Annotated in this window: 20 protein-coding genes and 1 pseudogene; 14 read left to right on the top strand and 7 right to left on the bottom strand. The window is 53.8% G+C overall.

What is annotated here, in order from left to right:
• Window positions 1-37 precede the first annotated feature (37 nt).
• Entirely contained in the window at window positions 38-1,018 is a 981-nt protein-coding gene (locus C1N59_RS19285) for a DMT family transporter (RefSeq protein WP_039339063.1), read from the top strand.
• A gap of 902 nt (window positions 1,019-1,920) precedes the next feature.
• Here the strand turns inward: C1N59_RS19285 and C1N59_RS19280 are convergent.
• Entirely contained in the window at window positions 1,921-2,316 is a 396-nt protein-coding gene (locus tag C1N59_RS19280) for a transposase (RefSeq protein ID WP_033738988.1), read from the bottom strand.
• A 523-nt stretch (window positions 2,317-2,839) separates the two neighbouring features.
• Between C1N59_RS19280 and C1N59_RS19275 the strand changes: the two genes are divergently transcribed.
• The gene (locus C1N59_RS19275) at window positions 2,840-4,096 is read left to right on the top strand and encodes an oligosaccharide flippase family protein (RefSeq protein ID WP_033738990.1); all 1,257 of its coding nucleotides are present in this window, start codon (window positions 2,840-2,842) and stop codon (window positions 4,094-4,096) included.
• Between the two features lie 8 nt (window positions 4,097-4,104).
• Window positions 4,105-5,055 carry an ATP-grasp fold amidoligase family protein gene (locus tag C1N59_RS19270; RefSeq protein ID WP_039339061.1) on the top strand — a complete coding sequence of 317 codons (951 nt, stop codon included), beginning with the start codon at window positions 4,105-4,107 and terminating at the stop codon, window positions 5,053-5,055.
• A 52-nt stretch (window positions 5,056-5,107) separates the two neighbouring features.
• Here the strand turns inward: C1N59_RS19270 and C1N59_RS19265 are convergent, their stop codons facing one another.
• Window positions 5,108-5,389 (bottom strand): YjcB family protein, encoded by a 282-nt coding sequence (locus C1N59_RS19265; protein ID WP_006121568.1) that lies wholly within the window; start codon window positions 5,387-5,389, stop codon window positions 5,108-5,110.
• A 243-nt stretch (window positions 5,390-5,632) separates the two neighbouring features.
• Window positions 5,633-6,058 (bottom strand): superoxide response transcriptional regulator SoxS, encoded by a 426-nt coding sequence (gene soxS / locus C1N59_RS19260; protein ID WP_006121570.1) that lies wholly within the window; start codon window positions 6,056-6,058, stop codon window positions 5,633-5,635.
• 155 nt (window positions 6,059-6,213) lie between these two features.
• On the opposite strand from soxS, the gene soxR reads away from it, so the two are divergent.
• The 4 genes from soxR to C1N59_RS19240 all read left to right on the top strand — a co-directional run bounded on the left by soxR (window position 6,214) and on the right by C1N59_RS19240 (window position 10,896).
• Window positions 6,214-6,699, top strand: a complete 486-nt coding sequence (gene soxR, locus C1N59_RS19255) for a redox-sensitive transcriptional activator SoxR (protein ID WP_006121571.1) — start codon at window positions 6,214-6,216, stop codon at window positions 6,697-6,699.
• 39 nt (window positions 6,700-6,738) lie between these two features.
• A complete protein-coding gene (locus C1N59_RS19250; protein WP_033738991.1) occupies window positions 6,739-7,404 on the top strand; it encodes a glutathione S-transferase family protein in 666 nt (221 codons plus the stop codon).
• Between the two features lie 345 nt (window positions 7,405-7,749).
• A complete protein-coding gene (locus tag C1N59_RS19245) occupies window positions 7,750-9,099 on the top strand; it encodes an NCS2 family permease (RefSeq protein ID WP_033738992.1) in 1,350 nt (449 codons plus the stop codon).
• Window positions 9,100-9,243: 144 nt separating this feature from the next.
• Complete coding sequence (locus tag C1N59_RS19240; RefSeq protein WP_394550097.1) at window positions 9,244-10,896, top strand: Na+/H+ antiporter; 1,653 nt, start codon at window positions 9,244-9,246, stop codon at window positions 10,894-10,896.
• 58 nt (window positions 10,897-10,954) lie between these two features.
• Here the strand turns inward: C1N59_RS19240 and C1N59_RS19235 are convergent, their stop codons facing one another.
• Entirely contained in the window at window positions 10,955-11,857 is a 903-nt protein-coding gene (locus C1N59_RS19235; protein ID WP_039339057.1) for a LysR family transcriptional regulator, read from the bottom strand.
• 101 nt (window positions 11,858-11,958) lie between these two features.
• Between C1N59_RS19235 and C1N59_RS19230 the strand changes: the two genes are divergently transcribed.
• From C1N59_RS19230 to C1N59_RS19220, 3 genes are all read left to right on the top strand, one after another.
• Window positions 11,959-12,384, top strand: a complete 426-nt coding sequence (locus tag C1N59_RS19230; RefSeq protein WP_058707826.1) for a CidA/LrgA family protein — start codon at window positions 11,959-11,961, stop codon at window positions 12,382-12,384.
• Complete coding sequence (locus tag C1N59_RS19225) at window positions 12,377-13,072, top strand: LrgB family protein (protein ID WP_033738999.1); 696 nt, start codon at window positions 12,377-12,379, stop codon at window positions 13,070-13,072. Before C1N59_RS19230 ends, C1N59_RS19225 begins: the two co-directional genes overlap by 8 nt.
• 164 nt (window positions 13,073-13,236) lie before the next feature.
• On the top strand, window positions 13,237-13,782 hold the full coding sequence (locus C1N59_RS19220; RefSeq protein ID WP_006121584.1) for a YfaZ family outer membrane protein: 546 nt from the start codon (window positions 13,237-13,239) through the stop codon (window positions 13,780-13,782).
• A 67-nt stretch (window positions 13,783-13,849) separates the two neighbouring features.
• On the opposite strand, the gene C1N59_RS19215 is transcribed toward C1N59_RS19220, so the two are convergent.
• The 3 genes from C1N59_RS19215 to acs all read right to left on the bottom strand — a co-directional run bounded on the left by C1N59_RS19215 (window position 13,850) and on the right by acs (window position 17,920).
• Window positions 13,850-15,505 carry a cation acetate symporter gene (locus C1N59_RS19215; RefSeq protein WP_394550096.1) on the bottom strand — a complete coding sequence of 552 codons (1,656 nt, stop codon included), beginning with the start codon at window positions 15,503-15,505 and terminating at the stop codon, window positions 13,850-13,852.
• Window positions 15,502-15,831 carry a DUF485 domain-containing protein gene (locus C1N59_RS19210; RefSeq protein WP_006121586.1) on the bottom strand — a complete coding sequence of 110 codons (330 nt, stop codon included), beginning with the start codon at window positions 15,829-15,831 and terminating at the stop codon, window positions 15,502-15,504. The genes C1N59_RS19215 and C1N59_RS19210 overlap by 4 nt, the downstream gene beginning before the upstream one ends.
• 133 nt (window positions 15,832-15,964) lie before the next feature.
• Window positions 15,965-17,920, bottom strand: a complete 1,956-nt coding sequence (acs, locus tag C1N59_RS19205) for an acetate--CoA ligase (RefSeq protein ID WP_394550095.1) — start codon at window positions 17,918-17,920, stop codon at window positions 15,965-15,967.
• A gap of 583 nt (window positions 17,921-18,503) precedes the next feature.
• On the opposite strand from acs, the gene gltP reads away from it, so the two are divergent.
• The 4 genes and pseudogenes from gltP (at window position 18,504) to C1N59_RS19185 (ending at window position 24,169) form a co-directional block, all read left to right on the top strand.
• Window positions 18,504-19,805 (top strand): glutamate/aspartate:proton symporter GltP, encoded by a 1,302-nt coding sequence (gltP, locus tag C1N59_RS19200; RefSeq protein ID WP_006121589.1) that lies wholly within the window; start codon window positions 18,504-18,506, stop codon window positions 19,803-19,805.
• Between the two features lie 160 nt (window positions 19,806-19,965).
• Complete coding sequence (murQ, locus tag C1N59_RS19195) at window positions 19,966-20,877, top strand: N-acetylmuramic acid 6-phosphate etherase (RefSeq protein WP_282498367.1); 912 nt, start codon at window positions 19,966-19,968, stop codon at window positions 20,875-20,877.
• Window positions 20,877-22,300: pseudogene (murP, locus tag C1N59_RS19190) on the top strand (PTS N-acetylmuramic acid transporter subunit IIBC). The gene murQ and the pseudogene murP overlap by 1 nt, the downstream one beginning before the upstream one ends.
• A 324-nt stretch (window positions 22,301-22,624) precedes the next feature.
• Window positions 22,625-24,169, top strand: a complete 1,545-nt coding sequence (locus C1N59_RS19185) for a methyl-accepting chemotaxis protein (RefSeq protein WP_054688415.1) — start codon at window positions 22,625-22,627, stop codon at window positions 24,167-24,169.
• The last annotated feature ends 426 nt before the right edge of the window (window positions 24,170-24,595 follow it).

The following is a 24,595-nucleotide window of genomic DNA, read 5'->3' as shown; positions in this document are numbered from 1 at the left end:
GTTCACACTGAAGCAAAAAGACAGACAGGAAAAAGCCATGTTGACAGGAATAATGTTTGCCCTTGCCGCAGGCATGATGTGGGGGCTGATTTTTGTTGGACCGGTCATCGTCCCGGATTATCCGGGCGCGTTGCAGTCAGCCGGGCGCTATGTCGCGTTTGGCCTGGTTGCGTTGCCGCTTGCCTGGCACGATCGTTTCCGACTGCGCCAACTGAGCGCCGCCCACTGGCGGGAAGCATTAAAGCTGTCGCTGGTTGGCAATCTCTTCTATTACGCGTTTCTCGCCAATGCGATTCAGCGAACGGGGGCTCCGGTCTCCACGATGATCATTGGTACCTTACCGATCGTCATCGCTGTCACTGCAAACCTCTGTTATGGCCATCTTGAAGGACGGCTCTCATGGCGACGGCTTATCCCGGCACTGCTGGTGACGGGCGCAGGCCTGGTTTGCGTTAATGCGGCGGAATGGCAACTCCAGGGGGCAACGCTCAACGGCCAGCGTTATCTGACCGGCATTGCCCTGGCGGTGATGGCGGTGGTGTGCTGGACCTGGTATCCGTTGCGCAATGCGCGCTGGTTACGCAACCATCCTCAGCTTAAGGCCGCGACCTGGGCCACCGCGCAGGGCATTGTGACCTTACCGCTGGCACTTATCATGTATGCGCTGGTCAGCATACAGCTGGCGTGGCAACAGCCTGATTTTGCGCTGCCTTTCGGCCCCCGGCCTTTGGTGTTTATTGCATTAATGCTGACGATTGGCCTGCTGTGCTCATGGGCCGGAACGTTATGCTGGAATGCGGCCAGCCAGCGACTGCCTACCGTATTGATGGGGCCACTCATCGTCTTTGAGATTCTCTTTGGCTTGCTATGGACGTTTATCTGGTATCAACACTGGCCACCTGTTCTGACAATGATCGGTATTGTTTGCCTGATCGTTGGCGTGATTTGGGCGATGCGCATCAAGCCACAACCCCGCGTGACCGCCCTGAACAGGAAATCATCTGAACGTCCCGGATAATGAATAATTACTGGGAGTGATATTCACGCTTTTTCGGATTATACCGAGGTGTAAAACGGCGAAATAAAGCCGCCTCGGTAATCTGCCGGGTTTAAATCTTCCTCAAAACCGCCACTCAGCCATGCCGTATTTATCCACACAGGCGGCTTCCGCCCCCTTAACAGCAAGATAATCGCACATATTGTTCAATAAATAGCCAGAAAACGGCCGGGTAAAGCGCGTTTATTCCTCAAAAAGCGGACAGATGAAGGTAAAGCGCTAACCCGCACCCAGCTTTTATGTTTAAAAAACGGTGAAAACATACCGTTTGGCTAAGAGAAATCCTTATCAGAAACCACCTTTTACTTCAGGCAGCCTTAATTTCAGCAGAATCAGACTGCGCTTCGCTTATATTTACTGTTTAACAGCAGACATCAATAGCAGGCAGAAATAGTTATCAATTGTGCGCTACCGGATGAAAGTGTTAAGTATCAATAAACTGTTAATCTGAGATTATTCTGGGCCATTTTTATCTTTTTATGCGATTACGCATAATCTGACGATCGGCAAAACATTTCTCAGGACCAGTCGGTGCTAAGGAAATGTACGGAGAAATCAAAATATGATTACTGGGATTAAACGAAAAAGTGGAACAGCGGCAGTTTCTTTTAGACGAGCTAATGAAAAAAAAGGAAGGTCCAGTCTCACCGAAATGAGACTGGGGGGATAAAAGTGGTGTAGATTGAGAGACTTTTGCTGTTGTAAATCAATTTTACCGCAAAAAAGGAAGCGTAACCGCAAATCCATTCATTAATTACGGACTGGGCGAGGCGCGCCATCCTAATGTCCTGTTAAATGCTCTTCATCTCTTCTGGTAAGAACAAATCTCAGCGAGGTAGCTATCAAAAGCAATGCTCTCAGTATTAACGGTTTTCTGATCCCGTTGGGTAATGGTAAACACTACGGCTAATATCCAGCAAACGGCAGCTGCGGCGCGTGCCGACATCGAATGTGTCCTGCAGGAAGTTGACGGCCTGACGCTTCTCGTGCGTAGTAAAGAAGTTCTTCAGAACGCTTTGCAGCATCTCCTTATCGGAATGAAGTGCATGCAGTTCGCGCGTCAGTAACTGTACCTTTTCTTCCAGCTCCTTGATTTTTCTACCTTCTTCCGAGGCTAACCCAGAAAACTTCTTCTTCCAGCTATAGAAGGTTGCCTCAGAGATGCCAAGCTCTTCACAAATCTCTTTAACCTTAACGCCCGATTCAGAAGCTTTAATGGCATTTGTGATTTGATCTTCGCTATATCGTGACTTTCTCATAAATGCTCTTACCTTTCTTATCAATTAATGGATGAGGATTACTTTATTAACCTTTGGTACTGTAAAAGTGTGTGGAATGCCGTGTTTAAATACGGACGTTAAATCACGTGGGTTAAATTAAGATATTTAGAATAAATATCATCATGGGATAAATCTTATTTTATTCTGATCGGGATGCCGCGCCTTCCTGGTATGGGTTTTTTGATATAAATTCATCGCACCCCAAAGATAAAAAATGACTGTAATTTGGCTGGTTGACGCCTCCGCATCCGTTTTATTCAGGAATGACGGTTTTTGTTAACATTAATGATTTCATTTTGAAATCGTTTCCAGTAGTCGGCATTCGTGCCAGATATAATCAGAATTCTCCTGAATTCTTTCATTAAAATATAATCGGATTCTCATTTTCGAGCCGGGTTGGCTTGATGATTATCATTTCGCTTTGAAATTTAAGCGCTTATTAATTCGCCCACGGATGGGCGTGCCGAAGCGGTAGATGTTGAGTATTACTAAGGAACAGTCGATGAAATTTAGCGTAATGTCTAATGCCGCCTGGATGATGTCTGAAAAGATTATCTCCGTCTTTGGCGTCATTTTCGTGACGTCTTACGTGGCTAAATCCTTTGGCCCAACCCTATTTGGGCAGATGGCGTTTTCAACATCGTTATTTGCCATGGTGCAAACCATAGCCCTATTTGGCACTGAAACTATTTTGTTTAAACGTGTCAGCAAAAATGCCACCAAAGGTTTGCGCTTAATGCGTATTGCACGTACTTTGCGTATGGTTTTATTACTTATTACCTCGGCACCAGTGTTAATTTGGGTCTGGTACAACATGCAGGAAAATTTCCTGGCATTTGCGCTGGCTTCATTTGTTGCCTCTGTTTTTGTCACGCAGGATACGTTTAGCGTTTATAACAATGCACGTCTGGCATCAAAGCTGAATACCGTGGCGAATGCCGTCGGCATGCTGGTGAGTTTTGCGTTGAGTTTCACTATTGCCTGGCTACGCCTGAATCCGCTGTGGCTGACATTGTCAGTTATCACGGTAACGCTGGTGCCGTATGTCATTAAACGCTACTGCTTTTACCAACAGCATCAGGAGCAATTTCCCCCGCGGGAAACACGCACCCTGTATTTGCGTTATCTGCTGTATGCGGGCTTGCCATTGGCCATTTCCAGCATTTTTATTTCTGTCCAGGTCAAAACCGCGCAGATGTTTTTGGCCGGCATCGCCTCGGCGCGCGAGCTGGGTTTATTCGCTGCTGCCAATACGATTGCCGCGTCCTGGATTTTTATTCCCGTGGCGCTGATTACCTCCTGTTTCAGCGAGATTTTTCGTGCGCGTGGAGACGAAGCCGTCAGGCTGACGGCCCGGCTCAATGGCTACGTGATGGCCGTGTCGCTGTTGATGTTGTTTATCGTCGCGTTGTGGGGTGAGCACATTATTGTGGCGTTATATGGCCCGGCCTACAGGCAGTCAGGCAACCTCATCACGCTGTTATCCCTGGCGACCAGTTTTTCGGCAATGGGAACCGTCGCGTACCGTTTTATGGTGAAAGAAGGGGGCTTTGATTATTTACTGAAGAAAATCATTTGTCTGGTGCTCATCAGCATCCCGCTTTCCTGGTGGCTAATTCAGGGCTACGGCATCATGGGGGCCGCCTGGAGCGTTTTTCTGTCTGAGCTCCTGTCCCTCACCGTCATGAATTACTTCTTTAAACGCGGCGTGATTCAAAAAATTCAGGTTTCCTCACTTAACTACAAAACCTACAAATGAGGTCAAATATGCTCAGGTTGAAGCAAGAGCTCAGAAGAAGTTTGCAGTACTTTATTAAGAAGATGCCCTGGACTTATCAGGATCGTATTTATTACTTCCGCAAGTTCAGAAAGCTCCCGAATCTGCGTGAGCCCAAGGTCTTCAACGAAAAAGTGCTGTATCGCAAGTTTATCCATGGTGATTACCAGCTGTATGCGCGCCTGTCCGATAAGTATTCGGTGCGCGACTATATTGCGGAAAAGATTGGTAATGACTATCTGATTCCGTTGCTCCACGACACCACCGATCCCACCACGTTGAATGATCTTACGCGCTGGCAGGGCACGGTTATCAAACCGAATCATGCTTCAAACATGGTAGAGATCGTGCTGGAAGAACCGGATGCGCTTCGTAAGCAGCAAATCATTCATAACTGCTATTCGTGGTTAAAAACCGATTTCGCCAACGAAGCGCGTGAGATCCACTATCGCTATATCAAGCCACGTATTCTGGTTGAGCAGTATATTGGTGACGGTAAAAGCGCGCCGGTTGATTACAAGTTTCATATGTTCAATAAGCGCGATGGCAATTTTGAGTATGTTCTTCAGGTCATCTACAACCGCTGTCAGCCTCAGCTTTCGATGAATTTTTACGTTAATAACCTCTCCGAGGCTTACCATAAAATTCGCGATACCGGCCTGGATGTTTCCCCGATCATGCCCTCACTGGAGCGGGCACTAGCCCTGAGCAAAACGCTGGCCAGTGACTTTGACTACGTGCGAGTCGACTGGTATATCCACGACCAGCACATCTATTTTGGTGAACTGACGTTTACGCCTGGCGCAGGCATGGTAACCGGACTGGATCGTGGCTTAGACAAAATGATGGGTGAAATGTGGATTCAGGAACGTCGCGGAACGCAGAGACCGGACGTTGACGTACAGGATGTCGCCATTCCTGTCATGTTGAAGAAAATTTGACTTTACACAGCAATATAAAAAACCCCGCAAAGCGGGGTTTTTTATTGGTCATTCAGGGCATTGGCCAGTTCGCAGGCGCACGGCTCATCATGTCAATGAACACTTCTTTAGAGACGCTCAAAAAATGGTGCACGTTTTCCATGCTTAGCGTGATGCCCATTAAACCGGTCACAAACCAGCACGACAGACCAACGCCCACGCCGCCACAGAGAAAGGCCATGACATGATGGCTGTCCTGGCGAAGGCGGGTTTTCAGTGTACTGGCGAAAAACATCATTACAGCGCTCAGCAATTCCCAGCGCATAACAAGAAAACTGGTGGTTAGGGTAGCCATCAATTTTGACCTCAAAATCGGAAAGGACGCCTGACTGTCTGCGAACATCACGTCGGCGGAAAAGTCTGTCAGGTGGGGCTCTTTCGTCGGCAACAAACGTCATAATGTGATGTGGGTCACATTATATCATCTGGTTCTCAATTTTTGTACAGAATTTGTTTGATTTGTCAGCGCAGTGTCAAGCCAGCGGAAGGGTAAAAAAGAGGGATAAAGCCGTGCGCCCGATCGGGCGCACGCGGGCTGTTAATTAAGCGGACAACATTCACCCGTTGTACGCTGCGTAAAGCTGCTCATCGTTTCCCCACAGTCAAAGCTCAGCAGGCGTGGACGCTGAACCGCCTGGCGACGCATATAGTGACGATACGCCGTAGGCGTCTGGGAAAACTGGCGGCGAAAGACCCGTGAGAAGGTCTGCTGCGAATCGTAGCCATACTGCATCGCAATATCGAATACCGGACGCTGCGTCTGACGCAGCGCTTCTGCGGCCAGCGTCAGCCGGCGTTCGCGGATATAACCACCCAACGTCTGTTTCGTTACGCTACGGAACATACGTTGCAGGTGCCATTTCGAATAACCGGACTTCGCGGCCACCTCATCGATTGACAGGCTTTTATCCAGGTTCTGGTCAATCCAGTGGGTCAGTGAATGAATGATCTCTTCTTGTATCATGGCCTCATCCTTCTGGTGAATGTCCCCGTCACCGTGCATGCCGCAGTTTGTGAGGCTGATAATCAGCCTGCAGGGGGCGTGACGTCGTCAGGGCGGGTGTTGTTCTGATGGGAAAGGAGTATAATTCCTCAAGTTAACTTGAGGTAAAGTGCCAGATGAAAAAAGATCGCAATTATCCAAAACCGGTGCTGACACCGGGGGAAGTCGCGCGGCGAAGCGGCGTGGCCGTATCAGCGCTGCATTTTTATGAAAGCAAAGGGCTGATTTCCAGCACGCGCAATCCCGGCAATCAGCGGCGCTACAGCCGTGATGTCCTGCGCCGTGTGGCGATCATTAAAATCGCCCAGCGCATCGGCATTCCGCTCGCCAGCGTCAGCGACAGTCTGGAAAACATGCCTGCGGATAAACGCATGTCTGCGCAGGACTGGGGCAATCTGACGCAGCACTGGCGGGATGAACTGGATAAGCGCATCGAAACCCTGACGCGCCTGCGTAACGACCTGGATGGCTGCATTGGCTGCGGCTGTTTATCCATGCGTGACTGTCCGCTCCGTAACCCCGGCGATCGGCTGGGACAGCAGGGATCAGGTGCGGTCCTGCTGGATCCCGAGCAGGATGGTTCTCTGCACAAGGTGAAGTGACGTCTATACTGTCTGCATATTCATTCGCAGGGAATCATGATGATTACTGTTCACCATCTGGAACAATCTCGTTCGCACCGCGTGCTGTGGATGCTGGAAGAGCTGGAAGTGCCTTATCAGGTTAAACGTTATCAGCGTGAAGCCTCCATGCTGGCACCGGAAGCACTGAAAAAAGTGCATCCCTTAGGCAAATCGCCGGTTATCACAGATGGCAATCGGGTGGTGGCGGAGTCCGGGGCCATACTGGAATACCTCGAAGAAAAGTACGACAGCGAGAAGCGATTACAGCTTACCGACGAAGAGGCGCGCCTCCAGGCGCGTTACTGGTTACATTACGCTGAAGGTTCCCTGATGCCGCTGCTGGTCATGAAGCTGGTGTTTGGCCGGCTGGGCAGCGCGCCCGTGCCCTGGTTGCTGCGTCCCGTGGGTGCCGCGCTGGGGAAAGGCGTACAAAAAGCCTGGCTGGACAAACAGCTCCACGTCCACAGGCAAATGATCGAAGATCATCTCTCGGCCAATCCCTGGTTTGCCGGTCAACGATTCAGCATCGCCGATGTGCAAATGAGTTTTCCTGTTCTGGCGCTGAGCCAGCGCGCCGGCTTGCACAATGCGCCCGCCACGCAAAAATGGTTAACCACCGTTCAGCAGCGCGCCGCATGGCAACGGGCCATTCAACAGGGCGGTGAACTCACTCTGCCGGGCTGAGGCGATGCGCTCTGATGACGCCGTCCGGCGTCATCTCTCTTCCACCAACATCCTCTTTCATCGACCGGCCACGCTGCCTGCAAGAATGTTACTGGCAGGTTTCCAGCACGTTCCTGATGTTACTAACCTGATCTTTATACGCAGTAATTCCCTCTGAACGGTTGAAAAGCGGCGGTTAAAGACCGGATAATCTGCCCCCTTCAGTCTGGTGGTGCTTGTTACACCCGTTCTGCGTGGCGAAGTAAACGTTTGCCTTTTGTCGGTTGCCCGTGGGTAAAGACATATTCAGGGAATGCAGAACGGTGACCGCGTGAATTACACAATAAAAATTTTTGAGGCTTAACTATGTCAATTGAATCACGCCCGACCAGTGGAAGACTGGATGCCTGGTTCGCCATTTCGGCCCGTGGCAGCAGCGTGCGACAGGAAATCCTGGCCGGGCTGACGACCTTTCTTGCCATGGTCTATTCGGTGATCGTGGTTCCCGGTATGCTGGGTAAAGCGGGGTTCTCTCCTACGGCGGTGTTTGTTGCCACCTGCCTGGTGGCAAGCTTCGGGTCAATCCTGATAGGGCTGTGGGCCAATTTACCCATGGCGATTGGCTGTGCAATCTCGTTGACGGCCTTTACAGCGTTCAGTCTTGTACTGGGTCAGCACATCAGCGTGCCGGTCGCGCTTGGCGCTGTGTTCCTCATGGGGCTGCTGTTTACGCTGATTTCCACCACCGGGATTCGGGCCTGGATCTTACGTAATTTGCCGATGGGCGTCGCACACGGTACGGGCATCGGGATTGGCCTGTTTTTACTGCTGATTGCCGCTGACAACGTGGGGCTGGTGGTCAGAAACCCTGGCTCAGGTTTACCGGTGGCGTTGGGGCACTTTACCTCCTTCCCCGTCCTCATGTCTTTGCTGGGGCTGGCGGCGATTTTTGGTCTGGAGAAGCGCCGGGTGCCTGGCGGTATTTTGCTGACGGTCATCGTGATCTCTGCTCTCGGCCTGGCCTTCGATCCCGCCGTCCGCTGGCAAGGGCTGTTTGCGCTGCCGAGCCTGCGTGATGCGCAGGGGACATCGCTGTTTTTCAGCCTCGACATTATGGGCGCGTTGCAGCCTGCCGTCTTGCCCACCGTACTGGCGTTAGTGATGACGGCGGTATTTGATGCGACCGGCACGATTCGCGCCGTGGCCGGACAGGCCAATTTACTCGATAAAGACGGGCAGATTATTAACGGCGGACGGGCACTGACCACGGATTCGCTGAGCAGCCTGTTTGCCGGACTGGTGGGCGCGTCGCCCGCCGCGGTATATATTGAATCGGCGGCCGGTACGGCGGCAGGCGGTAAAACCGGCCTGACGGCAATCGTCGTGGGTCTGCTGTTTCTGGTGATTCTGTTTATGTCTCCGCTGGCTTATCTGGTACCAACCTATGCGACGGCACCCGCCCTGATGTATGTCGGCCTGCTGATGCTGAGCAACGTCGCTAAAATCGACTTCGCCGACTTTGTCGATGCGATGTCGGGCCTGCTCACCGCAGTCATTATTGTCCTGACCTGTAATATTGTTACCGGCATCATGATCGGTTTTGCCACCCTGGTAGTTGGCCGACTGTTTGCCGGTGAATGGCGTAAGTTAAATATTGGCACGGTCGTGATTGCCGTTGCGCTGGTGGCTTTTTATGCCGGAGGCTGGGCGATCTGACTGTCTGACCGGACGTGCAGCCGTGCGTCCGGAATTTTCCGCTTTTTCCTCACCGAAGCACACGTAGCTTTTTCCGCGCTTGCCAGTTTGTTTTACACTTTATCTTCACGTTGATTCAAAGATAACAACCCGCCTAAGGAAAGCATGGAAATCTTTTTTACTATTTTGATCATGACGCTGGTGGTGTCGCTCTCTGGGGTCGCCGCGCGTATCTTGCCTTTTCAAATCCCGCTGCCGCTGGTGCAAATTGCCGTTGGTGCGCTGCTGGCCTGGCCCACGTTTGGGCTGCATGTGGATTTTGACCCGGAATTATTCCTCGTCCTGTTTATTCCGCCGCTGCTCTTTGCCGACGGCTGGAAAACACCGGTCAGCGAGTTTCTGCACTATGGCCGGGAAATCCTTGGCCTGGCGCTGGTACTGGTGTTGATCACCGTCGTCGGTATCGGCTACCTGATTTACTGGACCGTGCCGGGCATTCCGCTTATCCCTGCGTTTGCGCTGGCCGCCGTGCTCTCACCCACCGATGCCGTGGCCCTTTCTGGTATCGTCGGTGAAGGCCGCATTCCTAAGAAAATCATGGCGATTCTGCAGGGCGAAGCCTTGATGAACGATGCCTCTGGCCTGGTTTCACTGAAGTTCGCCGTCGCGGTCGCGATGGGCACCATGGTATTTAGCTGGGGCGGTGCCAGCGTAGAGTTCCTCAAGGTGGCGCTGGGCGGCCTGGTGGCTGGGGTTGCGGTCTGCTGGTTTTACGGGAAGTCGCTACGTGTGCTGAACCGCTGGAGCGGCAGTGATGACGCAGCCACACAAATTGTTCTGCTGTTACTGCTGCCTTTCGCCTCTTATCTGATTGCTGAGCACCTCGGCGTATCCGGGATCTTAGCCGCCGTCGCGGCCGGGATGACGATTACGCGCTCTGGCATTATTCGTCAGGCACCGCTGACGATGCGCCTGCGCGCCAACAGCGTCTGGCATATGCTGGAATTTGTGTTTAACGGCATGGTGTTCCTGATGCTGGGCCTGCAACTGCCCTCTATCCTGCAAAAATCCATCGCCGAAGCCAATGCGGATCCCAATGTGGATATCTGGATGATTTTTGCCGATATCGTGCTGGTCTATGCGGCGTTAATGGTGGTGCGCTTCGGCTGGTTGTGGATCATGCAGCGCTTCAGTAAACGGTTGCTGAAAAACAAGCCGTTAGTGTTCTCCTCGTACTCACTGCGTGAACTGTTAATCGCCTCCTTTGCGGGCGTGCGCGGTGCGATTACGCTGGCCGGTGTGCTGTCGATCCCGCTGTTTCTGAGCAACGGCAATCCTTTCCCGGCCCGTTACGAACTGGTGTTTATCGCGACCGGGGTGATTCTGTTCTCCCTGCTGGTCGGCGTCATTATTCTGCCCGTCCTGCTGCGCGGCGTCGAAACACTGGATAAAAATGCGCATCGCCATGAAATACAGCATGCGAAGGCGGTAATGGCGGGGGCGGCGATTGAGAGTCTGCAAAAAATGGAAGCCAGGCTCGAAAAAGAAACCGATGAAAACATCGATCCAGAGCTGTTAAAAGAGGTAAGCCTGCGCGTGACCGGGAATCTGCGCCGTCGCGCCGAGGGCAAAAATGACCTTGAACATGCCCTGTTTGCCGAAAATCTGGAGCGCCGCTTCCGTCTGACCGCGCTCCGTGCCGAGCGTGCGGAGGTCTATCACCTGCGTGCCACCAAGGCGATTTCGAACGAGACCATGCAAAAATTGCTGCACGATCTGGATCTGCTGGAAGCGCTGTTGATCGAGAAAGAGGCGTAACTCGCCGCCGCTTTCGGGCCCAGCCTGCTTCGCCGTGCGGCGGTGAGCAGGCGGGGCATCAGACAGACAGGCGGGGTGCATCATCGGGCCAGTGGGCCCGGCAACAGGCGATCCAGGCCTGCGCACTGCGCGACAGATAACTTCCTTCCCGCCAAATCAGCCCCAGATGCCACTGAAGTTCAGACGCCAGCGGCAGCCACAGTAACGACTGCTTATCTAAACGCTGACAAATAGGTTCCGGCAGAATGGCCAGGCCCATCTCTGCCTGAACCATGGCGGCCAGAAAATCCCACTGCCCGCTTCGGACGGCAATCGTGGGCGTTATTCCCTGACGCTGAAACGCCTGCATCAACTGCCGGTTCAGTGAAAATTCTTCGTTAAAGATAAGCAGCGGATGCGCCGCCAGCTCAGAGAGTGAAAGCCGGGTGCGACGTAGCCAGGGCGCCTTACGCGGCAGCAACACACAGAGCGGATGGCGCATAAGGGATAAGGTGGCGAGGGGCAGTTCGGGATCGACCGGGAGCGCCGTCAGGGCGATATCCAGTGTTCCGGCCAGCACGGCTTCCTGCACCGTCAGCCCGCCAAATTCAGCAATGTTGAGTTCCACGCCCGGATAGCGGCGGCGAAACGCGGAGACGGAACCGGCAATCTGCATGCCCACCATTGGGGGAATACCGAGGCGCAACTGGCCGGTTTTCAGATCGTTAATATCGCCTATCTCTGCCTCAAGCTGATGAAACTCTTGCAGAATCGCCAGACCGCGTTGGTAGACCGCCTGACCGCTGTCCGTCAGATGCAGGCGGCGACCATCACGCAGAAGTAAGGCACAGCCCAGTTCCTCTTCTAACTGGCGCACCATTTTGCTGATTGTCGGCTGCGTCACGAACAACGCCTGTGCAGCCCGGGTAAAGCTTTGTTGGCGGACGACCTCGGTAAAGTAACGCAGGGCGCGAACGTCCATAACTATTCCCTTTTGGCATGATTTGGATAATTTTAATTCATTTCTTTCACCCCATGCAGCAAATCTATACTGGACGCATTCATTCCAGAGGGGAAAGACAAATGGCACTGGCCTTGGGTCGCCTGAACGTCAGCCACATAAACCGGCTGAGCGTGCCGGTACAACTGGCGCTCTACATCTCGCTGTTTATCGCCAGCGAACAGTTGGTGAACTGGCTGCACTTGCCGCTGCCAGCCAACGTGGTAGGCATGCTCCTGCTGCTGTTGCTTATCGCGCTGCGTATTTTACCCCTGCGCTGGGTAAAGGCCGGGGCAAGCTGGTTGCTGGCAGAGATGCTACTGTTTTTTATCCCGGCGGTGGTTGCGGTCATCAACTACGCGGACCTGCTGCAGGTGGACGGCTGGCGAATTTTTCTGGTGATTGCGGTCAGTACCACGCTGGTGCTGGCGGCAACGGCGCTGGTTGTGGACCGGCTTTATCGGTTTGAAGTGGCGCGCGCGGCGCGTAAGAAGAACAACGATGCCTGATTTGCCGATCAGCCTCCTGTGCGCGGCCGCCACGTTAGTGATCTACTACGTGAATAAACGGCTGTATCGACGCTGGCCAACGCTGCTGCTGATGCCGTTGATCATGACGCCCATGATTCTGGTGCTGCTGTTGCTGGTCACCCATATCAGCTGGCAAAACTACATTGCCGAAAGTCACTGGCTGCTTTGGCTGTTGGGGCCCGCCACGCTGGCCTTTGCAGTGCCCGTGTACGAAAACATGGACGTGATAAAACGCCACTGGTTATCGCTCAGCGCCGGTGTGCTGACCGCCACCACGGTATCGGTGTGCAGCTCGGTGTGGCTGGCGCGTTTGCTGAGTTTGCCCGAAAGCCTGCAACGCAGCCTGGCGGTGCGCTCCATTACCACGCCTTTTGCCCTGGCGGCCGCCAAACCCATGGGCGCACAGCCCGATCTGGTGGCGCTGTTTGTGGTCATTACTGGCGTATTTGGCATGGCGGTCGGCGACGTCCTGTTTTTACGCATTGCTATCCAGCAAAGCGTGGCGAAAGGGGCTGGATTTGGGGCCGCCTCCCACGGTGCGGGCACCGCGCGGGCTTACCAGCTGGGCCAACAGGAAGGCGTCGTGTCCAGCCTGGTGATGATGTTATCCGGCGTGGTTACGGTGATTCTGGCACCGTTAATCGGGCACATTATGTGGGCACAGTAAGGCGGCAGACGGCACAACGGTGCCCGCCGTCACTGGCCAGCTGACAGACATGATTGTCATGAATGACATCACTTTTTACGTAAAGCTTTCCAAATAAAGTTGTCACCTCGTTTCAGACTGCTACCCTTGAGGCGGAATTATTGGACCCCTCATGGAGTAGAATCATGTTTAAACAACTTGTCACAGGAAGCGCGCTGAGCGTTATGTTGCTGAGCGGCGCTGCGCAGGCTATCGAAGGCAGCGTGGATGTGGGCGAGCACAGTACGAATCTCAATCTCGGACTGGGCACCACGTCACCGGGCCTGTTCCTGAATGGCAACTGGTTACGTAGCGATCATGACGGAAGCACCTACGGTGCAGGACTGGGTTACAACGTTGATGTTGGCGATTTGCGCCTGGCGCCAACCGCAAAGGCGATTTTTACCCATCCTGAAGACGGGAAAGACGGATTTGCGGTGGCGCTGGGCGGCAGCGCGCAGTACAACATCAATAGCATGTGGGGCTTATTCGGTCAGTACTATTACGCACCAGAAGGCCTGACTGACCACCTGGACAGCTACCAGGAGGCAAGCGGTGGTGTGAGCTTCACGCCTGTTTCTCTGCTTAACCTGCGCGTCGGTTATCAGTATATCGAGCTGAATAACAAAGGTGGCCGTAAAGATAACGTACTGGTCGACGGTCCGTACGTCGGCGCGTCACTGCGTTTCTGACAGCGGTCTGAGAAAAAGGGCAGCGACCTGGCGGTGGCTGCCCTTTTTTTATTGCAGGCACTACAGATTAGTGTGCTTTACCCTGCTCAATACCTGAACCCGTCTGGGAACGAATAAACTGTGCCCGGAAACGGGAGCGTTCTTCTGCGCCCTGCGGTGAATGGTCGGTAATGGAAAACAGCCAGGTGCCAATAAAGGCGATGGCAATGGAGAACAGCGCCGGATATTCATAAGGGTAAATGGGGGAAGCATGTCCCAGCACCTGTACCCAGACCGTGGGGCCCAGGATCATCAGCACCACTGCCGTGATCAGCCCCAGCCAGCCGCCCACCATAGCACCTCGTGTGGTGAGCTTTGACCAGTACATGGACAGCAGGATAATCGGGAAGTTACAGCTGGCCGCGATCGAGAAGGCCAGTCCCACCATAAACGCGATGTTCTGCTTCTCAAACAGAATGCCCAGCGCGATGGCTACTGCGCCAAGCACCAGCACCGTAATTTTCGATACCCGCAGTTCGTCGCGCTCGCTGGCCTGGCCTTTACGGTAAACGCTGGCGTACAAATCATGCGACACCGCCGACGCGCCAGCCAGGGTCAGGCCCGCCACCACCGCCAGAATCGTGGCGAAAGCGACGGCGGAAATAAAGCCCAGGAAGGTACTGCCGCCCACGGCGTTAGCCAGATGCACTGCCGCCATGTTGGTGCCGCCGATCAGCGCACCCGAAGCATCTTTAAAGGCCGGGTTAGCTCCGACCAGTAAAATGGCACCGAATCCGATGATAAAGGTCAGGAAATAGAAGTAACCCATAAAGCCGGTGGCCCAGAAAACGCTTTTACGCGCCTCTTTCGCATCGGCGACGGTAAAGAAACGCATCAGGATATGCGGTAAGCCCGCCGTTCCAAACATCAGCCCCAGCCCCAGCGACAGGGCAGATATCGGGTCTTTAACCAGCCCGCCAGGCTGCATAATGGCCGCCCCTTTCGGATGCACTGCCATCGCCTCAGTGAACAACGTATTAAAGCTGAAGCCGGTACTTTTCATCACCATAATCGCCATAAATGAGGCACCGAACAGCAGCAGAACGGCTTTGATGATCTGGACCCAGGTCGTCGCCAGCATCCCGCCAAACAGCACGTACAGCACCATCAAAATGCCCACCAGAATGACGGCGATATGATAGTTCAGACCAAACAGTAACTGAATCAGCTTACCGGCACCGACCATCTGCGCAATCAGGTAAAGCGCAACCACCACCAGTGAGCCGCAGGCGGACAGGGTGCGAATGGGCTTTTGTTTGAGGCGGTAAGAGGCAACATCGGCAAAGGTATACCGGCCCAGGTTACGCAGACGTTCAGCAATCAGGAACAGGATCATCGGCCAGCCGACCAGAAAACCGAGCGAATAGATTAAGCCGTCATAACCCGAGGTATAAACCAGCGCAGAAATCCCCAGAAAGGAGGCGGCAGACATAAAGTCACCGGCCATCGCCAGCCCATTCTGGAAGCCGGTAATATTGCCGCCCGCCGTATAATAATCGCTACGCGAGCGGGTTCGCTTTGACGCCCAGTAAGTAATACTCAGCGTCGCACCGACAAAAATGACAAACATCACAATGGCCTGATAATTAACGGCCTGCTTCTGTACCGCCCCGGTAATCGCATCGGTGGCCAGGGCGGAAAAGGGCAGGAGGGCGGCCAGCATCCACAGCATAAGACGCATCATGGTTTTACCTCGCGGAGGATAGCCTTTGTCAGGCGATCAAACTCGCCATTGGCGCGCCAGACATACACGCCGGTCAGTAAAAAGGAGATAACGATCAGGCCCACGCCAATCGGAATACCGCGCGTCACGTTGGTACCGGCATGCAGCGGCGTACCTAACCAGCCGGGAGCAAACGCAATCAGCAGAATAAAGCCGACATAGAGCACCAGCATGATTAGCGACAGCAGCAGGGCAAAGGACTGGCGCTTATGGACCAACTCCTGAAAGCGCGGATTTTTTTCAATTTGTTGGTAGATTCTTTCCTGTTCGGGCAGGGCATCGTTCATCACATTATCTCCAGAAGCTTGCAGGCGTGGACCTCACGCAACGGCGTGAATGCGTTATATTTTTTGTGACTACAGAAACACACTACGTAGGGAAGCGGTGGCGGAAAGCCTGATGCTTTCCGCCGGCGTGGTATTACGGCAGGGTGATGGATTGTTTCTCTTCAAGCAGTTTCTCAACGACGCCAGGATCGGCCAGCGTGGAGGTATCGCCTAAATTACTGGTATCGCCTGCGGCAATCTTGCGCAGAATACGGCGCATGATTTTGCCGGAACGGGTTTTTGGCAGCGAATCCGTCCAGTGCAGTACATCAGGCGTGGCAATCGGGCCAATCTCTTTACGCACCCAGTTACGGACCTCGGTATAAAGCTCCGGTGAGGGCTCTTCCCCGTGATTCAGGGTGATATAGGCATAAATAGCCTGGCCCTTAATGCTGTGCGGAATACCTACCACGGCCGCTTCGGCAATTTTCGGATGCGACACCAGCGCGGATTCGATCTCGGCGGTGCCCAGGCGGTGCCCAGACACGTTCAGTACGTCATCCACACGGCCAGTAATCCAGTAGTAGCCGTCCTCATCACGTCGCGCGCCATCGCCGCTGAAATAGGCATTTTTAAAGGTCGAAAAGTAGGTCTGCTCGAAACGTTCATGATCGCCAAACAGCGTACGCGCCTGACCTGGCCAGGAATCCGTGATCACCAGATTACCTTCACAGGCGCCGTCCTGAGGATTGCCTTCGTTATCCACCAGGGCAGGCTGGACGCCGAAGAACGGTGTGGTCGCCGAGCCGGGTTTCAGCACGGTGGCACCCGGCAACGGCGTAATCATGAAACCGCCGGTCTCTGTCTGCCACCAGGTATCGACAATCGGACACCGGCTGTTGCCGATTTTTTTGTGATACCACTCCCAGGCTTCCGGGTTAATGGGCTCGCCCACTGAACCCATGATACGCAGGCTGCTACGGTCGGTGCCCTCAATCGCTTTATCCCCTTCCGCCATCAGCGCGCGGATAGCGGTAGGCGCGGTATACAACAGGGTCACCTTATGCTTATCAATCACCTGGCCCATGCGCGCTGGCGTCGGCCAGTTTGGCACGCCTTCAAACATCAGCGTCGTGGCCCCACAGGCCAGGGGACCATAGAGCAGATAGCTGTGGCCGGTGACCCAGCCCACGTCCGCCGTACACCAGTAAACGTCATCCTGATGATAATCAAAGACAAATTTAAAGGTCGTGGCGGCGTAAACCAGATAGCCACCCGTGGTATGCAGTACGCCTTTAGGCTTACCGGTTGAACCGGAGGTGTAGAGAATAAACAGTGGATCTTCGGCCTGCATTTCGGCGGCAGAGTGGTTGGTGCTGGCGTTCTGCATCAGCTCATGCCAGTGCCGATCGCGTCCTTCAACCCAGCCGACATCTTTGCCGGTACGTTGAAAGACCACCACGTTTTTCACGCTGTTCACATTGGGATTTTTTAATGCATCATCCACATTTTTCTTCAGTGGAATCGTGCGGCCCGCACGTACGCCTTCGTCGGCTGTCACAATCAATGATGCGCTGGAGTCGATCACCCGGCCCGCGACGGCTTCCGGTGAGAAGCCGCCGAAAATGACGGAGTGCACCGCCCCGATGCGAGCACAGGCCAGCATCGCGACGGCGGCCTCGGGCACCATGGGCATATAAATCGCCACGACGTCGCCTTTTTTAACGCCAAGCAGTTCCAGCACATTGGCAAAGCGGCACACATCAGCATGCAGCTGACGGAAGGTCAGGATTTTGCTTTCACTGGCATCGTCGCCTTCCCAGATAATGGCGGGATGATCGCTCCGGGTAGCCAGATGGCGATCCAGGCAGTTGGCGGCCAGATTGAGCGTGCCGTCTTCATACCAACGAATTGAAATATTGCCTGGCGCAAATGAGGTGTTTTTGACTTTGCTGTAAGGTTTTATCCAGTCGAGGATTTTACCTTGTTCCCCCCAGAAGGTTTCTGGATCGGTAACAGACTGCTGGTACATCGCCTGATACTGTTCGGCCGTAATCAGCGCGGTTGCTGCGATATTTTCTGGAACAGGATAGTTATGATTTTGGCTCATGGCGATTCTCCTTGAAGATGTTAATCATATGTCAATCAATAGTTAAGTGAAGCAGAGCAACAAGATTTGTTTCTTTTTTGCGCCATAGATCACGCGTTAACCTTGTTGACATAAAAACGTCGCAAAAGAATGAAAAACGCGCTAACGCCATGCAAAGGATAGGGATTTAGATTGCAACATTTTGTGTCTTGCGCTGTTTAAAAAAGCAGCGAACGAACCGCGTAGTGTTTGCCCACAATCTGAATAGCTATGCGAAAACTTATCGAAAGTTTACTTTTCATAACAGCAGGTTAGGAATAAATAACCGTATCAGCATTTTATGCTTAAGAGATGGTTAAGTTTTAATCGAAGCCACCAAGGGTTGCATTTACTGCAGCGAAAATGGTACTTATCTCGCCCCTGATAATCAGGTATCAACTCAGACCGCGTCTGAAATGGGTTTAGAAATCATCGCATCGCAATGCGGGACGCTGTCTAAAACACCCTCTACTTTACCGGGCTTTTTGCTCACTTCCCTGTGTGTATTGTCTTCTGCACCTTCGCAGTAGAGAGAAACGGGTTTTGACTGAGGAAATTACGCGTTATGAAAGGTTTTAAAATCAGCCTTGCGTGGCAGATTCTGATAGCACTGGTGCTCGGCATCATCGTGGGTGCCGTATTGCATAATCAGCCAGATGATCGTGAATGGTTAGTCAATAATATTCTCAGCCCGGCGGGCGATATCTTTATTCACCTGATAAAGATGATTGTCGTGCCTATCGTGATTTCATCCCTGATTGTCGGTATAGCCGGTGTTGGTGATGCGAAAAAGCTGGGTCGTATTGGTCTCAAAACCATTGTGTACTTTGAAGTGATTACCACCGTTGCCATTGTGGTCGGGATTACCCTGGCAAATGTGTTTAAGCCCGGCACTGGCATTGATATGTCTACGCTGGCAACGGTGGACATCTCTAAATATGAAGCCACGACGGCGCAGGTACAGGAAGGGACGCACAGTCTGGTTGCGACCATCCTTTCTTTGATCCCGCAGAACATCTTTGCCGCGATGGCGAAGGGTGAAATGCTGCCGATTATTTTCTTCTCGGTCCTGTTTGGTCTGGGGCTGTCGGCCCTGCCCTCCGAACAGCGCGATCCGCTGGTCAACCTGTTCCGCGGCGTGTCTGAAACCATGTTTAAAGTGACGCATATGATCATGCGCTACGCGCCAGTGGGCGTGTTTGCTTTGATCGCCGTGACGATTGCTAACTTTGGTTTTGCCTCGCTGTGGCCACTCGCGAAGCTGGTGTTGCTGGTCTATGTCGCTATCCTGTTCTTTGCGTTTGTGGTGCTGGGGGCGGTAGCACGCTTCTGCAAACTGCGCATTACTACGCTGATGCGCATTTTAAAAGACGAGCTGATCCTGTCCTACTCGACCTCCAGTTCTGAAACCGTGCTGCCACGCATCATGGAGAAGATGGAAGCTTACGGTGCACCAAAAGCCATCACCAGCTTCGTCGTGCCCACCGGCTACTCGTTTAACCTGGATGGTTCAACGTTATACCAAAGTATCGCCGCGATTTTCATCGCGCAACTGTACGGTATCGACCTGTCACTGACTGATGAAATCATCCTGGTGCTGACGCTGATGGTGACCTCTAAAGGGATTGCAGGCGTGCCAGGCGTTTCGTTTGTCGTCCTGCTGGCGACGCTTGGCAGCGTCGGTATTCCGCTGGAAGGACTGGCGTTTATTGCTGGCGTTGACCGCATCATGGATATGGCCCGTACCGCGCTGAATGTCGTGGGTAACGCCCTGGCGGTGCTGGTGATTGCCCGCTGGGAAAACCAGTTCGATGCAGAGCAGGCGAAAGCGTATGAATTGCAGTTACGGACGCAAACCGCGCCTTAATGCGGATTAGCAAATCAAAGGCTCAACGATGGTTGGGCCTTTTTTTTATTCTGTCTGGCTGCACCGCTCACGGCGCCACAATAAAACAGCTGGAAAGGATGAATTTTTCATTCGCTGTGTTAAAAATATCCAGAATAAATTATTCCTGTGGAGAACAAGCGTGAAAATTGATCTCAGTCAGATGGTCACGGAAGGGCGCAATCCGGCCAGCCTGAATATTGACGAAATGAGCACGGAAGCGATGCTTCGCGTCATTAATGATGAAGATAAAAAAGTCGCGCTGGCCGTTGAGGCTATTGTGCCGGCTATCGCCCGCGCTGTGGATATTATCTGCGCCGCCTTTCAGGCCGGTGGGCGACTGATATACGTGGGCGCGGGCACCTCCGGCCGCCTGGGGATCCTGGATGCAAGTGAATGCCCACCAACTTTTGGCACACCGCGTGAGCAGGTGACTGGCCTGATTGCCGGGGGCCATCAGGCCATTTTGCAGGCGGTGGAAAACGCTGAAGATAATGTGGCGCAAGGCGCGCAGGATCTGAAAGACATCCACTTCAGCCAGCAGGACGTGCTGGTGGGCATCGCTGCCAGTGGACGCACGCCTTATGTTCTGGGCGCGCTCGATTACGCCCGGCAATGTGGGGCGATGACGGTTGCGCTGACCTGTAATCCGCACAGCAAAATGGCTGACGTCGCCGATATTGCCCTGACGCCCGTGGTCGGGCCTGAAGTGGTGACGGGGTCATCACGCATGAAGGCGGGGACCGCACAGAAGCTGGTCCTGAATATGCTGACGACCGGCGCGATGATTCGTACAGGCAAAGTCTTCGGCAATCTGATGGTGGACGTTGAAGCCACGAACCAGAAGCTGGTACAGCGCCAGGTCAATATTGTGATGCAGGCTACTGATTGTGACGAAGCCTGCGCCAGTGCCGCCCTGGCGGCCTGCGGCGGGCACTGCAAAACCGCCATTCTCATGGTGCTGGCGGAACTGAGTGCTGATGAGGCAAAAACGTTGCTGACCCAACATCAGGGCTTTATTCGTCGGGCGCTACAGGCTGCGGGAGCACGCTGATGGCGGACGTGACCGATGCACTTCTGCACGCTATCGTGCAGGCAGCAGGCGGCGCAGACAATATTGCCGTTTGCGGCCATTGTATGACCCGTTTACGCCTGACGCTGAAGCAGAATCAGGCTGACATCGCCCGGCTGAAAGGTTTGCCTGGCGTGCTGGGTGTCATCAAGGGTGACGATCAACTGCAGATCGTGCTCGGTCCCGGCAAGGCGCAAACGGCGGCGGAACGGATGCATTTGCTGCTTTCACAGGGGCACCGAATCTGCAACAGGTGGCTGCGCAACAAAAACAGCAGATAAAGGCCAGACAGACCCGCGCAGTGCATCAGTTTCTGGCACGTTTCGCCACCCTTTTCACACCGCTCATCCCCGGCTTTATCGCCGCAGGTTTACTGCTGGGATTCGCCACGCTGATTGAGCAAAGCCTGCACCTCAGCATGCCGGGCGCACATCCTGCAGGCTTACTGCAGACCGTGGCCTATATGAAAGTGTTCAGTAAAGGGTTATTCACCTTTCTCAGCATCCTGATTGGCTATAACGCGCAAAAAGCCTTTGGTGGCACCGGCGTAAACGGGGCCATTATCGCCTCGCTGTTTCTTCTGGGCTATGTGCCCGATGCGAAGGTCGGCTATTACAGCGGCATGGACAGCTTTTTTGGTCTGGCTATCGATCCGCGTGGCAACATTATCGGTGTGCTGCTGGCCGCGATGTTTGGTGGCTGGCTGGAAAGGCAGTTGCGCAAGGTCATCCCGGATAACCTGGATATGATTCTTACCGCCCTGTTAACCTTATTAATCACGGGCGCGCTGACTTATCTGCTCATCATGCCGCTCGGCGGCGAGCTGTTTAAGGGAATGTCGTGGTTGTTTATCCACCTCAATAACAACCCCTTCGGCTGCGCCCTGCTGGCTGGGCTGTTTTTGATCGCCGTGATGTTTGGCATTCATCAGGGGTTTACTCCGGTCTATTTTGCGCTGATGGAAACCCAGGGATTTAATTCACTGTTCCCTGTTCTGGCTATGGCCGGTGCCGGTCAGGTGGGGGCCGCACTGGCGCTCTGGTGTAAAGCGGAAAAAGGCGCGTTGTTGCGCACCCAGATAAAAGGCGCCATCGTGCCCGGCTTGCTGGGCGTGGGTGAACCGCTGATTTATGGCGTCACGCTACCGCGGCTCAGACCCTTTATTACGGCCTGCGGCGGCGGGGCAGTGGGCGGATTTTTTATCGGTCTGGTGGCCTGGCTGGGGCTGCCGGTCGGCATGAATACGGTGTTTGGTCCTTCGGGTCTGGTCACGCTTCCGTTAATGACCTCGCATCAGGGCATTTTTGCTGGCATGGCCGTGTACCTGGGCGGTTTGATCGTGGCCTGGGTCAGTGGCTTTGTACTGACGTGGTGGTTTGGCTTACGGGATGTCGATTTAAGCTGAATCCATAAGGAATGCGCTATTAACCCGTCAAGCGGTACGGTAAGACGTTAGTCTCACTGCGGATGTCACGCGCCGGGCGCGGGTGGGATGGTGCTGCGCGCTAATCAGTTGCGTTAAAGTAAATCGTTAAAATGTAATGGGTTAAAAATACCCGTGAGTAAACGAAGCCGCTACTGAGCGGCTTTTTTAATGCAATAAATTAACGCGTAGCACTAAAGTGTAAATGCGCCACTGCCGAAAACATAAAAAAAGGTAAAGCTTACCTTTCACGTGCTTTCATCCATGCTTCTGGTGCAAGTCTGACTGGTACTATCAAGGACTCCTATGCGCAACAACCAACCTGTTTCTCAGCGTGAATATGTGTATGACGATCATGCCACACTGATGACAACGACCGATCTCAACAGCTATATCACCTATGCCAATGATGCATTCGTTGAAGCCAGTGGCTTTTCATCTGATGAGGTCAAAGGGCAGCCGCACAATATGGTGCGTCACCCGGATATGCCACCCGAAGCTTTTGCCGATATGTGGGCGACGTTAAAACAGGGCGAACCCTGGACAGCGCTGGTGAAAAACCGCCGCAAAAACGGGGATCACTACTGGGTGCGGGCGAACGCGATTCCGGTGGTGCGTAATGGTCAGGTGCAGGGTTATATGTCGGTGCGGACGAAGCCATCCGCACAGGACGTGAAAGCCAGTGAAGCGCTCTACCGTGATTTTCGTGAAGGTCGCGCGCAAGGCCGCCGTTTTCACAAAGGATTAATTGTCCGCAGCGGCTGGCGCCGCCTCGGCTCGATCTTAAAAACGCTGCCACTGCGCTGGCGCATCCGTACGGCGCTGCTGGCTTTACTGCCGCTGTCCGTCGCAGGCGTCTGGGCGCTGGGAATGGCACCGCTGGCGTTGAGCGGATTTGCGGGCGGCATGGCCGTTCTGTTGCTGCTTGCCAGCCTGTGGCTGGAGCAGCAAATTTCCCGTCCTGTTGAGCGCATGTGCAAACAGGCACTGCGCGTGGCCACCGGGGCCAGTCACCAGGTGGAGCAGATGGACCGCATTGACGAGGTGGGGCTGACGTTGCGCGCCATTGGACAGCTAGGGCTGATGTTCCGCTGGCTGGTGGACGATGTGAGTGGCCAGGCGATTAACGTGCTGAGCGCCAGTGACGCCATTGCCCGCAGTAACAATGAACTGAGCCGCCGGACCGAACAGGCCGCAGCGAACGTGCAGCAAACGGCCGCGACTATGAACGAAATGACCGCCACCGTGAAGAGTAATACGCAAACGGCCCAGGAGGTGAGTTCGCTCTCCGTCAATACCAGCGATGCGGCAAGCAAAGGTGGCGAGGTGATGAAAGAGATGATGAGCATGATGGCGGATATCGCCGACAGCTCAGAACGCATTGCCAGCATCACCAGCGTAATCGACAGCATCGCGTTCCAGACCAATATTCTGGCGCTGAACGCCGCCGTTGAGGCGGCACGCGCAGGTGAGCAGGGTAAAGGCTTCGCCGTTGTGGCTGGCGAAGTACGCAGCCTTGCACAGCGCAGCGCAAAAGCCGCCAGCGAGATTAAAGCACTGGTGGAAACCAGCGCCAGCCGGGTCAGTTCAGGCAACGAGCACGCCGGTGCTGCGGGACATACCATGCAGGATATTGTGCAGCAGGTGCAGAACGTCACTTCGCTCGTTGCCCAAATCAGCGCGGCCACGGCGGAACAGGCGACCGCGCTCAGTGAAGTCAGCACGGCGGTAGAAGATCTGGACGATATTACCCATCAAAACGCCGCCCGCGTTCAGGAAAGCGCAGAAGCGTCGGGCCGTATGACCCATCAGGCTAACCGTCTGGTGGAAGCGATCAGCGTGTTCCGCTAAGTTTTGACCGGCCTGCCACCGGATGGTGTTGTGCCATTCGGCGTGATCACGCTCTTCGCGCGCGCAGGGTGCGAACCGTGATCATGCCGTCTGGTACGGCATGATCGCTAAGAGGCTTTCCCGTCCTAGTCGTCTCTTCTGCTGCCCAATTGCGTACCCTCAGCCAACATCCCATCACGGCCTGACTCGTCTCAGAGCATCACGGCGTAACGCCTGTCTTTGCCGTCTTGTGACATAACAGCATAGCGCTGGGCGAAAGTCGTCAGGCGCACAGGTAGTCATTAATACTGCCTGCTATGCAAGGTGTAGTCATTTAACCTTTCGTGTTTAAACAGCGCTAAACGTGCTTTTCATTTTCAGTTTTATTGAATGATATGAGCAAAACCCTCTGCTTTTTCTTGTGCGATATTCCTCCTATTATGCTTT

Source organism: Pantoea sp. SGAir0183 (assembly GCF_043545505.1).
This window is presented reverse-complemented; position numbering and strand designations above follow the sequence as displayed.